Source organism: Streptomyces sp. NPDC001985 (genome assembly GCF_040296845.1).
Lineage (GTDB): Bacteria > Actinomycetota > Actinomycetes > Streptomycetales > Streptomycetaceae > Streptomyces.
This window is the reverse complement of the sequence record NZ_JBEOYB010000047.1, coordinates 1-13,008: the sequence shown is the minus strand read 5'-3', so window position 1 is coordinate 13,008 and position 13,008 is coordinate 1. Positions and strand designations below refer to the sequence as shown.

The 13,008-nt window shown below is 74.0% G+C and carries 10 protein-coding genes and 1 pseudogene; 5 read left to right on the top strand and 6 right to left on the bottom strand.

Going from position 1 to position 13,008, the window contains the following annotated elements:
* Window positions 1–451 precede the first annotated feature (451 nt).
* Window positions 452–1,432, bottom strand: coding sequence for an SGNH/GDSL hydrolase family protein (locus ABT122_RS21425; RefSeq protein WP_351554539.1), 981 nt, complete (start codon window positions 1,430–1,432; stop codon window positions 452–454).
* Between the two features lie 171 nt (window positions 1,433–1,603).
* On the opposite strand from ABT122_RS21425, the gene ABT122_RS21420 reads away from it, so the two are divergent.
* Window positions 1,604–3,001 (top strand): cystathionine beta-synthase, encoded by a 1,398-nt coding sequence (locus tag ABT122_RS21420; RefSeq protein ID WP_351554429.1) that lies wholly within the window; start codon window positions 1,604–1,606, stop codon window positions 2,999–3,001.
* A gap of 459 nt (window positions 3,002–3,460) precedes the next feature.
* Here the strand turns inward: ABT122_RS21420 and ABT122_RS21415 are convergent, their stop codons facing one another.
* From ABT122_RS21415 to ABT122_RS21395, 5 genes and pseudogenes are all read right to left on the bottom strand, one after another.
* Window positions 3,461–3,898: a hypothetical protein gene (locus ABT122_RS21415; RefSeq protein WP_351554426.1), complete on the bottom strand. Its 438-nt coding sequence runs from the start codon at window positions 3,896–3,898 to the stop codon at window positions 3,461–3,463.
* 42 nt (window positions 3,899–3,940) lie between these two features.
* Complete coding sequence (locus ABT122_RS21410) at window positions 3,941–4,891, bottom strand: ABC transporter substrate-binding protein (protein ID WP_351554423.1); 951 nt, start codon at window positions 4,889–4,891, stop codon at window positions 3,941–3,943.
* Window positions 4,892–5,034: 143 nt separating this feature from the next.
* Window positions 5,035–5,676 (bottom strand): annotated as a pseudogene (locus ABT122_RS21405) (ABC transporter permease); the annotation flags it as partial.
* Complete coding sequence (locus ABT122_RS21400; RefSeq protein WP_351554420.1) at window positions 5,669–6,373, bottom strand: ABC transporter permease; 705 nt, start codon at window positions 6,371–6,373, stop codon at window positions 5,669–5,671. The pseudogene ABT122_RS21405 and the gene ABT122_RS21400, both read right to left, overlap by 8 nt.
* A gap of 94 nt (window positions 6,374–6,467) precedes the next feature.
* Window positions 6,468–7,517, bottom strand: a complete 1,050-nt coding sequence (locus tag ABT122_RS21395) for an ABC transporter ATP-binding protein (RefSeq protein ID WP_351554417.1) — start codon at window positions 7,515–7,517, stop codon at window positions 6,468–6,470.
* A gap of 205 nt (window positions 7,518–7,722) precedes the next feature.
* Between ABT122_RS21395 and ABT122_RS21390 the strand changes: the two genes are divergently transcribed.
* The 4 genes from ABT122_RS21390 to ABT122_RS21375 all read left to right on the top strand — a co-directional run bounded on the left by ABT122_RS21390 (window position 7,723) and on the right by ABT122_RS21375 (window position 12,913).
* Window positions 7,723–8,559 carry a MurR/RpiR family transcriptional regulator gene (locus ABT122_RS21390; protein WP_351554414.1) on the top strand — a complete coding sequence of 279 codons (837 nt, stop codon included), beginning with the start codon at window positions 7,723–7,725 and terminating at the stop codon, window positions 8,557–8,559.
* 107 nt (window positions 8,560–8,666) lie between these two features.
* Window positions 8,667–9,242, top strand: coding sequence for a hypothetical protein (locus ABT122_RS21385; protein ID WP_351554411.1), 576 nt, complete (start codon window positions 8,667–8,669; stop codon window positions 9,240–9,242).
* An 887-nt stretch (window positions 9,243–10,129) separates the two neighbouring features.
* Window positions 10,130–11,329: an MAB_1171c family putative transporter gene (locus ABT122_RS21380; protein ID WP_351554408.1), complete on the top strand. Its 1,200-nt coding sequence runs from the start codon at window positions 10,130–10,132 to the stop codon at window positions 11,327–11,329.
* A 150-nt stretch (window positions 11,330–11,479) separates the two neighbouring features.
* Window positions 11,480–12,913 carry an NAD(P)/FAD-dependent oxidoreductase gene (locus tag ABT122_RS21375; RefSeq protein WP_351554405.1) on the top strand — a complete coding sequence of 478 codons (1,434 nt, stop codon included), beginning with the start codon at window positions 11,480–11,482 and terminating at the stop codon, window positions 12,911–12,913.
* The last annotated feature ends 95 nt before the right edge of the window (window positions 12,914–13,008 follow it).

Here is a 13,008-nt window from a genome sequence, read left to right as displayed (position 1 = left end):
CGCACCCCGCGCCACGGGTGCCCCGAGCAACTCCAGCCCGTCTGGGGGTATCTCCCAGAGGCAGCTCTGGGGGAGTTTGAGGACGGCCCCTGTGCCACGGGTGGCCCGAGCGTTCTCAGCCTGTCTGGCGATTGAGGACGGACCCTGTGCCACGGGTGGCCCGCACGAACTCAGCCTGTCCGGCGATTGAGGACGGACCCTGGTCCACAGGTGCCCGCACGGTGCGGGTCCCGGTCGGGGGCCAGCCCCCGAACCCCCGCTCCTCAATCGCCGGAGGGGCTGGAGTGGTGCGGCTCAGTCGCCGGAGGGGCTGGGTTTTGTGCCTTGGGCCGCCCGGAGGGGTGGGGGTGGTGCGGCTCAGGTGCCGGAGGGGCTGGGTTTTGTGCCTTGGGCCGCCCGGAAGGGCTCGGGTGGTGCGGCTCAGGTGCCGGAAGGGCTCGGGGGGTGGGGCTCAGTCGCTGGAGGGGGTCAGGTTCGGAGGGGGGCTTGCCGGGATGTGGCGGCGGCGGCGGTGTTTCAGGAGGGCCCACGGCGCGCGAGCGCCGGTGACCTCCGTGCCCGCCTCCCGCGCCGCCGCTGCCGCCGCCTGCGCCACCGGCAACACCCCCTCGTCCCGCTCCGCCTCCGGCCGGTCCGACTCCGGCCACACCTCCAGCGCCGCGCACACCGTCGGCAGCAGCGCCATCGCCGCCGTCGCGTACCCCTCCGCCGAGGGGTGGTAGTTGTCCGCCCCGAACATCTCCCTCGGGTTCGCCGCGAACTCCGGCCCCAGCAGATCCCCGAGCGATACCGTCCGCCCGCCCTGCTCCACCGCCACAATCGTCTGCGCCGCCGCGAGCTGCCGCGACACCCTCCGCGCCAGCCACCGCAGCGGCTGGTACACCGGCTCGATCGTTCCCAGGTCGGGGCAGGTCCCCACCACCACCTCCGCCCCCGCCGTGCGCAGCCTCCGCACCGCCGACGCCAGATGGCGCACCGACTGCGTCGGCGGCATCCGGTGCGTGACATCGTTGGCACCGACCATGATCACGCAGATGTCCGGCCGCCTGGAGGCATCCGAGAGAAGCAGCGTGACCTGGCGGTCCAGGTCATCGGACTGCGCCCCCGGCAGCGCCACATTGCACACCTCCACCGGCCGCTCGGCCACCGCCGCCAGCCCCGACGCCAGCAGCGCCCCGGGCGTCTGACCGGCCCGCCGCACCCCCTGGCCGGCCGCCGTCGAATCCCCCAGCATCCCCAGCAGCAGCGGGTCGGTGCGCCCGAAGACCAGCCCGTACAGCCCGTCCGCGCGCGGCGGCAGCGGCGCGATCCCGCCGCCCACCGAACGCTTCGCCAGCTGCACCTCCGCCAGCACCACCCCCACCGTCGCCACACCGATCAGGCCGATCGATCCCCCGCCGTAGGCGGCGCCCGCGGCGATGCGCCGCGCCACCCTCGCTCTCGACAACACCGTCCGGACCTCCGCTCCTCGCCGACCGGCCAGTCCGCTGCCGCTCGTCCGCCGTGCCGGTCATGAGCTAACTGCCCCGTGGAGACCGTCGCCCAATCCCGCCCCGGTCGGCATACTCTGACCGCATTCACTACGGAGACCCCGGAGAGCACTGTGCGCATTCATGACTCGATGATCAGTCTTATCGGCAATACCCCGCTGGTGAAGCTGAACAGCGTCACCGCCGGAATCCAGGCGACTGTTCTGGCCAAGATCGAATATTTCAACCCGGGCGGTTCGGTCAAGGACCGCATCGCCGTACGCATGATCGAGGCGGCGGAGGAGAGCGGAGCGCTCCGCCCCGGTGGTGTGATCGTGGAGCCCACCAGCGGCAACACCGGTGTGGGCCTGGCGATCGTGGCCCAGCGGAAGGGCTACCGGTGTGTCTTCGTCTGCCCGGACAAGGTCTCCACCGACAAGATCAATGTGCTCCGCGCCTACGGCGCCGAGGTCGTGGTCTGCCCCGCCGCCGTCGACCCCGAGCACCCCGACTCGTACTACAAGGTCTCCGACCGCCTGGTGCGGGAGATCCCGGGTGCCTGGAAGCCGGACCAGTACTCCAACCCGAACAACCCCCGCTCGCACTATGAGACCACCGGTCCCGAGATCTGGGACCAGACCGACGGAAAGATCACCCATTTCGTCACCGGTATGGGCTCCGGCGGCACCATCTCCGGCACCGGCCGCTTCCTCAAGGAGGCGAGCGGAGGGGTGGTCAAGGTGATCGGCGCCGACCCCGAGGGCTCCGTCTTCAGCGGCGGCTCGGGCCGTCCGTATCTGGTCGAGGGGGTCGGCGAGGACTTCTGGCCGAGCGCCTACGACGCGTCCGTGACGGACGACATCGTCGCCGTCTCCGACAAGGACTCCTTCCAGATGACCCGCCGGCTGGCCAAGGAGGAGGGCCTCCTCGTCGGCGGCTCCTGCGGTATGGCGGTCGTGGCCGCGCTGCGGGTCGCGGAGCCGCTCGGTCCCGACGACGTCGTCGTGGTCCTGCTCCCGGACAGCGGGCGCGGCTATCTCTCGAAGATCTTCAACGACGAGTGGATGGCGGACTACGGCTTCCTGGAGGACTCCGGACCCTCCGCCTCCGTCGGCGATGTGCTCCGCCACAAGGAGGGCGGCGCGATCCCCAATTTGGTGCACATGCACCCGGAGGAGACCGTCGGCGAGGCGATCGAGGTGCTGCGCGAGTACGGCGTCTCCCAGATGCCGATCGTCAAGCGCGGCGCCGGGCACCCCGATGTGATGGCCGCCGAGGTCATCGGCTCGGTCGTCGAGAAGGAGCTGCTCGACGCGCTCTACGGCGGGCGGGCCCAGCTCGGCGACCCGCTGGAGAAGCATATGAGCGACCCGCTCCCGCAGGTCGGCTCCGGTGAGCCGGTCGCCGATCTGATGGCCGTGCTGGGCGTGGCCGACGCGGCGATCGTCCTGGTGGAGGGCAGGCCCACGGGCGTGGTCAGCCGCCAGGACCTGCTGTCGTTCCTGGCCGGCGGTTCGAGCGGTACGAAGTGACCCCCACGGGCCGGCCCGCGCGGGGCCGGCCGGCGCCCGCGCCCGCACGCCGGAGCTTCGCGCATTCGGTACGCGGCTGTCACGTCCCGGCAGCACCGGCTTAACACACGTCCCGCACAGTGGTGGGTGCCGGTGGGGAGACCCGCCGGCACCACGAACGGCGTCCTGACCTCCGGAGCGGCTCCCGGAGCCCGGGCGCCCTGGACGCGGCGACCGGCCCTGACCCGGGAGCGTGTCCCACGCGGGGACCGTCGCCGTCCCGCCCCCTGGCCGGCGGCCAGGGGTAGCGGCGGCCCCCGCGTCCACTTCCTCCGTCCACTTCCTCCGTCCGCGCGTCCGTGGCGATCCGCCCCGCGCCGGTGCGATTCCTCCGCCCGCTGCGGCCCGTGAGACCCGTGCGACCGGTGCGGCCCGTGAGACCCGTGCGACCGGTGCGGCCCGTGAGACCCGTGCGGCCGGTCAGTCCTCCCAGTCGGAGGACGGCGATGCCGGCTCCCCGCCACCCCGGCGCCGCAGCCAGGAGAGCCCGCCCGAGGAGTGGATCGCGTTCACCCCCACGATCCCCGCCCAGGTCACGATCAGTCCCTTCAGATCGGCGTTCACCACCGCGATGGCCGAGAGCGGCACGGCGAGGATCAGCGAGATGATCCCGAAGCCGAAGCGCTCGCCGAAGTTCGGGTCGGCGGAGTGCTGCGGCGAACGCACCCCCCGGGCGACGGCCATCTGCTGTTCGGCGAGTTGGCGGCGCAGCCGGCGGTCCACCGTGCCGTCGAGCCGCTGCTCGACCTTGGCGAGAAAGGACTCGACCAGGGCCGATTCATACTCCTCCCCCAGCTCCCGGCGGGCGTGCAGGGTGGCGTCGAGCTCCTTCTTGAGCTCCGGGTCGCGGGCTTCCATACGACTCAACGCTACGGACGGCCGGCCCCGCCGTCAGTGGGGCTACCCCCCCCTTTCCCCCTTCCCCGTCAGGCCCTTGGCGCGGGCCCACTCCCGGGCCACGTCCTCGGCGTCCTCCTTGTCCTTGTCGACCCGGCGGTTCAGCTCGGTCAGCTCCGCCGTCGTCAGGGCCGCCCCGATCCGGGCGAGCGCCCTGCGCACCCGGGAGTCGGCCCTGCGGTCGGCGATCAGCGGGACGACCCGCTGGCCGGGAATGAGGTTCCTGGGGTCGGTGAGCACCACCCACCCCTCGGCCGCGATGTCGGTGTCCGTGGTGAAGAGGTTGGCGACATCGACATCGCCCCGTTTCAGGGCGCCCTTGACCAGCGGCCCGGAGGAGTCGAGCGACCGGAACCCGGCGAACTCCACCCCGTACACCTTCTTCAGCCCCACCACGCCCACGGTCCGTGTCCTGACCTCGGGGGCGGCGCCCAGCACCAGCTTCCCGTTGTGCCGGGCGAGGTCGCCGAGGCTTCTCAGGCCGTACGCGGCGGCGGTCTCCCGGGTGACGGCGAAGACATCGGAGTTCTCGGCCCGGCCGTACGGGAGGATCTGGAGGCCCCGGGGGAGGGCGATGGCGAGCGCGTTCTGCATCTCGCCCTCCTCGGTGGCGCGGGCCTGCGGGTCGAGGTGGTGGAGCAGCGCGCCCTGGTACTCGGGGAGCAGATCGATGTCCCCCCGGCGCAGGGCCGGGACGAGGATCTCGCGGGTGCCGAGGTTCGGGCGTACCGCCGTCCGCACCCCGGCCGCCGTCAGCACGGCGGCGTAGAGATGGCCGAGGATCTGGTTCTCGGTGAAGTTGGCGGTGCCGATGGTGATCCCGCCCTCGCTCGACCCGCCGCCGCCGGACAGCTCGCCGCCGCCCTCCAGGGAGGTGATGCCGCCGGAGCAGGCCGCGAGCGCGGGGACGGAGGCGGCGGCCGTCAGCCCGCGGAGGAGGGTGCGCCGTCTCATGACGTCTCCTGTCGGTGGGTGGGTGCGCGGTGGGTGGGTGCGCGGTGGGTCGTTGCGGGGTGGGTCGTTGCGGGGTGGGTCGTTGCGGGGTGGGTCCCGGACGGGTGGGTGCCGGGGTGGTGGTTCCGGGCGCGCGGCGGGGAGAGCAGCCGCTGTACGCAGGCGAGCACCAGGTCCAGGGCGATCGCGAGGGCCGCCACCAGGACGGCCCCGCCGAGCACCTGCACCAGATCGCGCTGGGCCAGCCCGTCGAAGACATAGCGGCCGAGGCCGCCGAAGCTGACATGGGCGGCGATGGTGGCCGTCGCCACCACCTGGATCAGGGCGAGCCGCACCCCGGTCATGATCAGTGGCAGGGCGAGCGGGATCTCCACCCGCAGCAGCACCTGGTGCGCCCGCATCCCCTGGCCCCGGGCCGCGTCGCGCACCTCCGGGTCGACGGCGGAGATCCCCGCCCAGGTGTTGGTGACGACGGCCGGGACCGCGAGCGCGACCAGCGCCACATACACCGGGGTCATGGAGAGCCCGCCCGCCAGGAAGACCAGCACGACCAGACCGACGGTGGGCAGCGCCCGGCCGAACGAGGCCAGGTTGACGGCGAGGAACGCGCCCCGGCCGGTGTGTCCGATGAGCAGCCCGACCGGGAGGGCGATCACCACGGCGACGGCGGTCGCGAGAAGGGAGTACTCCAGGTGCTCGGCGAGGCGGCCGGCGATCCCGTCGGCGCCGGACCACTGGTCGCCGCTGGTGAGCCAGGCACCGAGGTCCCTCAGCAGTTCACCCACCCCGCACCGCCCCGCTTCCGCTCCCGCCGGGCTGCCGCCGGCCCCTGTTCCGGCCCCTGCCCCTGTTCCAGGGGGTGAGGAGGTACTCCACGGCCACCAGGAGCGCGTCCGCGGCCAGCGCGAGCAGCAGGGTCAGCACCACACCGGCGACGACGGGCGTGGGGAAGTCGCGCTGGAACCCGTCGGTGAAGAGCTGGCCGAGACCGCCGTCGCCGATGTACGTGGCGACCGAGACGAGCGAGATCGACATGACCGTCGCGATCCGCACCCCGGCGACGATCACCGGCAGGGCGAGCGGCAGTTCGACGGTGAGCAGGGTCCGCAGCGGGCGGGTGCCCATCGCCGTGGCGGCCTCCTTGGCGTGCGCGGGCACCGAGTCGAGACCGTCGACGGTGTTCCGCAGCAGCACGACCAGCGTGTAGACCGCGAGACCGATGACGGTGGTGGTGCGGGTCAGGCCCGAGACCGGCAGCAGCAGCACGAAGACCGCGATCGACGGGACGGTGAAGAGCACATTCGCGAGGGAGAGCAGCAGCCCGCGCAGCGCCCGGACGCGGTGCGCGAGGACGGCGAGCGGGAGGGCGAGGGCCAGCCCGACGAGGACGGCGGTCAGGGCCGCCTGGAGATGGTTGACGGTGAGGGCGGCCAGCTCGCCGCTGTGGTCGGCGATCCAGACCCAGTCGACATCGACGGTCATGGCAGCGGCCTCCCGGCACCGGCTCCACCGGCCACCGGGCCCGCGACCGGGGCCGGGGCCGGGGCCGGCGGGCGGAACCGGCCCGTGCCGGCGGTCACCGGGCGGTCCGGGCCGTCGCGTGCGCGGCGCCCGCCCGTTCGTGGATCTCCTCGCGGGAGGTGACCCCGGTCAGCGCCCCCGCCGCGTCCACCCGCGCCACCAGACCGGCCGGCGAGGCCACCGACTCGTTCAGCGCGGACAGCAGCGAGTCCGTGTCCCGCAGCGGGCGCACCGGCAGCAGCGGCGCGGTCCCCGGCGCCCGGCTGTCGCGCCAGCCCAGCGGCGCGCCGGCGGCGTCCAGCTCCAGCCGCCAGCGTCCGCCCGAGGGTGCCGGGGACGGGGCCAGCTCCGCCAGCGGGGAGAGGGAGAGCAGCTTCAGCCCGCGCTCCGCGCCCAGGAAGTCCGCCACGAAGCCGTCGGCCGGGCGGGCCAGCAGCTCCGCCGGGCCCGCGCACTGCACCAGCCGCCCGCCGGTGCCGAAGACCGCGATCCGGTCGCCGAGCCGCACCGCCTCGTCGATGTCGTGGGTGACGAAGACGATGGTCTTGCCCAGGCCCTCCTGGAGCCTGAGCAGTTCGTCCTGGAGCTGACCGCGCACCACGGGGTCGACCGCTCCGAACGGCTCGTCCATCAGCAGGACGGGAGGGTCCGCGGCGAGCGCCCGCGCCACCCCCACCCGCTGCTGCTGCCCGCCGGAGAGCTGGTGCGGATAGCGGGCGCCGGTCTCCGGGCGGAGCCCCACCGTCTCCAGCAGCTCCGCCGCCCGCGCCCGCGCCCTGCGGCGTCCCCAGCCGAGCAGCAGCGGCACGGTGGCGATGTTGTCGGCGACCGTGCGGTGCGGGAAGAGGCCGGACTGCTGGATGACGTACCCGATGGAGCGGCGCAGGAGCGCCGCGTCCTGCCGCCGTACGTCCCGGCCGCCGACCCGGACGGTGCCGGAGGTCGGCTCGACCATCCGGTTGATCATGCGCAGAGTGGTGGTCTTGCCGCATCCCGAGGGGCCGACGAGGACCGTGACGGCGCCTTCCGGTAACTCCAGGGTGAGGTCGTGGACCGCCGTGGTGCCGTTGGGGAAGCGTTTGTTCACCGCATGGAACTCGATCATCAGTCGTCCCTCGCCCGGCTGCATACTGTTATGCAGAGTTTTTGATGTTTTTGATGCCTGAATACGCTGGAGCTGTCCGGAGCCGATGTCCGAACAGGTTCTCCATGCCCCGGCCGGGCCGTGAAACGCACCAGGGCCGGGCGGCGGCGGAACGAAGGACGGGACGGACCGTGAGCACGGTGAGACCGACGACGAGAGGGACGGGATGAGCGAGAGCCCCGCCGCACGGCTCCAGCAGCTCTTCGAGGGCCACCGGCTCACCCCCACCCAGCGGCGGATCGCCCACAGCATGGTGCGCCGGGCCGCCGATGTGCCCTTCCTCTCCAGCGTGGAGCTGGCCGAGGTCGCCGGGGTGAGCCAGCCGTCCGTCACCCGGTTCGCCGTAGCCCTCGGCTTCGACGGGTATCCGGCGCTGCGCCGCCACCTCCGGGAGATCGCGCCGCCGCCGGGCGCGCCCACCGAGGCCGTCCCCAACGAGTACCAGCAGGCGGTCCGGGCCGAGATCGAGAACCTGGGCCGGCTCGCCGAACTCCTCGCCGACCCCGCCCCGGTCCTCCGCGCGGGGCGGCTGCTCGCCGCATCCCGCCCGCTGCCGGTCCTCGGGCTGCGCGCCGCCGCGGCCCAGGCCCGGGGGTTCGCCTACTTCGCGGCCAAGGTTCACCCGGATGTACGCCTCCTGGACGAGGGCGGCAGCCTGCTCGCCGACCGGATCGAGGGCGCCCGGCGCGCGGGTGCGAGCGCGCTGCTCTGCTTCGCGCTGCCCCGCCACCCCCGGGAGGTCCTGGAGGCCCTGGCCGCCGCCCGCTCGGCGGGGCTGACCGTGGTGACCGTCGCCGACTCGGCGTTCGCCCCGGTCGCCGGCCACAGCGATCTGCTCATCCCGGCGGCCGTCGGCACCGGGCTCTCCTTCGACACGGCGTGCGCGCCGATGCTGCTGGGGCGGGTGCTGCTGGAGGCGATGTGCGACGAGCTGCCCGACGCGCAGGCGCGCCTCGAGGAGTTCGACGGCAGGGCGGCGGCCCGGGGGCTCTTCGCCGAGTGAGACCGGCTCTTCCGGGGCTGATTCCGGGTTTCTCAGACGCCGCTCAGAAACCGGGGTTAATCTCCGCCCGCAACAGGACGTGGGCGCGGAGACGAGGGAGTACGGACGTGGGTCGCGGGGCGCAGTCGCAGTCGCAGTCGCTTGCGAGGGTCGCGGTGGTGGTACGGGCCGGGGCGGCGCCCCTGTGGTGGCTGGGGGTCCTGGCCGCGGCGATCGGGGTGCTGGTGCCGGGGCTCACCGGGCGCCGGATCGGGGTGCTGAGCGGGGCGGCGCTGCTGCTGGTCACGGCGGCGGTGACGGCGCTGGCGCGCCGGAGCCGCTATGCCGCTCTCGCGGAGGGGGCGGGCCGGGCGGGGCGGGGGGACTATCTCCAGGACCGGAGGGTGACCCTGCGGAGGTGGCGGAGGGCGCACCGGTGGGGGCTGCTGGGGGGATTCGTGGTGGCGGTGGGGTCGGCCTTCGTGGTGCCGGCGGCCGGGGGGATGGTGCTGGCGGGGGCGGGGGCCGGGTTGTGGGGGAAGGCGGTGTGGCTCGGGTGGTGGGAGCGGGGTGCGGAGAGGTTGTTGTGGGTTTCGGCGGACCGGGCGCTGGGGAGTCCGGCCGGGCGGCGGGTGGGGTCGTTCCGCGCCACGGGCCCGGCCGCCGGCGACGCCCGCCCCGGCGGCACCCGCCGCCGCCCGTGACCCGCGCCCGGCAGGGAGGCGGCTCTGGGGAAGCCTGAGGACGGACCCTGTGCGCCAGGAGCCCCGCACGGTGCGGGCCACGGTCGGGGGCCGCCCCCCGAACCCCCGCTCCTCAAACGCCGGAGGGGCTGGGTTTGCTCAGGTCTCCGGAGGGGCTGAAGTGGCACGGCTCAAACGCAGGCCGGGATGGGTTTGCTCAGGTTCCCGGCGGGACTGAAGTGGCACGGCTCAAACGCAGGCCGGGATGGGTTTGCTCAGGTTCCCGGCGGGACTGAAGTGGCACGGCTCGAACGCCGGAGGGGCTGAGGTGGTGTGGCTCAGCTCGCCGGAGGGGCTGACATGGTGGTGGTGTCGGCGTGGTGCTCCTCAAACACCGGACGGGCCGGGGTAGTACGGCACAAACATCGGACGGGCCAGGGCGGCACTCCTCAAACACCGGACGAGCCGGGGTAGTACAGCTCAAACACCGGACGGGCCAGGGCGGCACTCCTCAAACACCGGACGCACCGGGACAGCACCCCTCAATCGCCCGGAGGGCCGACGCACCCAGCCCGTCTGGGGGCACCCCCCAGAGGCAGCTCTGGGGGAGATTGAGGACTGAGCCCGGGGCACCGGAACCCGCACCGTGCGGGTTGTGGCGATCACGTTAGGAGCCGGCAGGCATCACCCGCGTCCCGCCGCGGTCCCCACTCCCGGATAGCTCTCAGGTATCACCCCCGCCCCCGACTCCCCCGCGCGTACGTCACACCCCGCTGACTCCGCGCCCGCCGCCCACTAGGGTCACCCTGACCGCACACCACACCCGGGCCCCCGGGAGCGCGGGAAGCACGGACCGTCACGGAGCGGCCCCGCGCCGCTCCCCGGCAGCGAGAGGCGCGGGGCCTGCCATGTCCGACTTGAGTTTCTACGGGCCCGCGGCGCTCGGCGGCCTCGCCTTCCTCATCCGATTACCCGGCCTGCTCCGCAACCCGCGCGACCCCCTGCTGCGGGCCGTGGCCCTGCTCCTGATCACGGGCTGGGGGGTGTTCTTCTTCGGCGCCATCCCCACGATCGCCTGGGTCAACGAGGTCACCGGGGTACCCAACTTCTCCGCCCCGCTCGTCTACACGATCCTCACCGCCTTCAGCGGCTCGTGCATCGTGCTGATCATCAACTGGCGCGGTGGCCCGCCCGAGCGCATCCGGCGGGCCACCCGCTGGTGCGCCGGGATCTACGGTCTGGTCGGGGTCGCGCTCTTCGTGCTGTTCTTCCTGGGGGACGCGCCGGTCGAGCGGCTGCGGGACCTGGACACGTACTACATCACCACCCCCTGCATCCGGGAGATGATCGTCCTCTATCTGCTGGCGCACACCGTGTCGGCGATCATCATGACGGTGCTGTGCAGACGCTGGTCGAGGGATGTCAGCGGGGTGCTGCGCGCGGGCCTGTTCCTCATGGTGGCGGGGTATCTGCTGACGCTGGCCTACGACGTCTGCAAGTTCGCCGCGGTCGGCGCCCGTTGGGCGGGCCACGACTGGGACGCGCTGAGCACCGGCGTCGCCCGCCCGTTCGCGTCCGCCGCCTCCTTCCTGATCGCCACCGGGCTGGGGCTGCCGCTCGTCGTGCAGCGGCTGGAGAGCCCCTGGCGCGACTGGTGCCGCTACCGGCGGCTGGGCCCCCTGTGGCGGCTGCTGGGCGAGGCGGCCGAGGGGCGCGGCAGCGCCAGGATCTCCCCGTTCTCCTCGGCCGGGGTGCGGCTGCTCCAGCGGGAGTCCGACATCCACGACGGGCTGCTGACGCTCAATCCGTACTTCGACCCCGGGGTCAGGGCCGGGGTGCTGGCCGGGGCGCTCGCCGCCGGCGCGGACCCCCGGGACGCGGAGGCGGCGGCGGAGGCCGCCATGGTCACCGCCGCGCTCGCGGCCCTGCGCGCCGACCCCGAGCACCGGGTGATCGCCTCCTCCCGGACTCTCCAGCCGGGGGCGGGGCACGCGTCGCGCGATCTGCTGCGGATGTCCCGGGCGCTGTCCGCTCCGCCCTCGGCGGGGTGCCGCCGGCCGGGCGGCGGGGGGCGGGCCCCGGACGGAGGGCGGACCGGCGGCGGGTGACCGGGACACCCCGGGTGCCCCTCGGACCCACTGAGCGATCATGGGGCCGTGGACCCGGCCGGCCGTCACCCCCCGCGCTCCCGGGCCCCGCTGACGTACCGTCCGTTGCCGACCCGACCCGCCCCCGGCGGCCTGGCAGAGAGCAGACACATGACCGACCCCGGAACATTCAGTGCGGACGCGCGTGGGCGCCGGGCCGTCGTCATCGGCGGAGGGCTGGCGGGGATGCTCGCGGCGGCGGCGCTGCGCGGAGTGGTGGACGACATCCGCGTCGTGGAGAACGACGAGCTGCCCGGCGGCCCCGTTCCCCGGCGCGGCCTGCCCCAGGCGGGCCATGTGCATCTGCTGTGGAGCGGCGGGGTGCGGGCGGTGGAGGCGCTGCTGCCCGGGGTGACCCGGCGGTGGCTGGCGGCCGGCGCGCGGCGGATACCGATCCCCACCGGGATGGTGGGGTTCAGCTCGCAGGGCTGGTTCCGGCGCTGGCAGCACGAGACCCACTTCCTGATCGCGTGCAGCCGGGACCTGCTGGACTCCGTCGTACGGGACATGGTGGTGGCCGACCGCTCGGTGCGGGTGCTGGAGCGCACCCGGGTGGAGGGGCTGACCGGCGCGGCGGGACGGGTCACCGGGGTACGGGTGCGCGAGGCCGGCGGCGCGGAGCGGGTGATCGGGGCCGACCTGGTGGTGGACGCGAGCGGGCGGGGCTCCCGTACCCCTCGGTGGCTGGTGGAGCTGGGCGCGGGACCGGTGCCCGAGCGGACGGTGGACCTCGGTCTGGTGTACGCGACCAGGGTCTTCCGGGCTCCGGAGGGCACGGCGGACTCCCCGGTGATCACCGTGCAGGCGGACTCCCGGGCCGAGCGCCCGGGGCAGAGCGCGTCGATGCTGCCGATCGAGGGGGACCGGTGGCTGGTCACCGTCTCCGGGACCCGGGGCGGGGAGCCCACGGACCGGCCGGAGGAGTTCGAGCCGTTCACCCGGCGGCTGCGGCACCCGATCGTCGGGGAGCTGATCTCCCATCTGGAGCCGCTGGGCGGGGTGACGGTCAACCGCAGCACCCGCAACCGGCGTCACTTCTACGAGAAGGCGCGGAACTGGCCCGAGCGGTTCGTGGTGATCGGCGACGCGGTGGCGACCTTCAACCCGGTCTACGGGCACGGGATGTCGATCGCGGCGCAGAGCGCGGTGGCGCTGCGGGAGGTGACGTCCCGGGAGGGTGTCACGGCGCCGGGGCTGGCCCGGCGGGTGCAGCGGGCGGTGGCCCGGCGGGTGGAGGTGGCCTGGGAGCTGGCGGTCGGGCAGGACATCTTCTTCCCCGGGGTGCGCGGAGGCGCGCCTGGCCCGGCGGACCGGCTCCTCGCCCGCTATGTGGACCGGCTGCTGAAGACTTCCACGGGGAGTTTCCTGATCACCCGGGAGTTCACCCGGGTCTCCTCGCTGGAGGCTCCGCTGAGCGCGCTCGTACGGCCGCGGGTGCTGCTGGCCGCGGCGCTGGGGCCGCGGCATCCGCCGCTCGGCGCGCCGCCGCTGACCGGGCGCGAGCTGTCCGCCATCACCGGGAGCGGGCCGCGCCGGGCCGGCTGACGGGGTCCGTACGCGCCGCGCCCCCGCCGGAGGGGACTCCCGCCGGGGCGCGGCGCCCGGCGGTGGCGCGCCCGGTTGCCCGGATACGGGCCGAT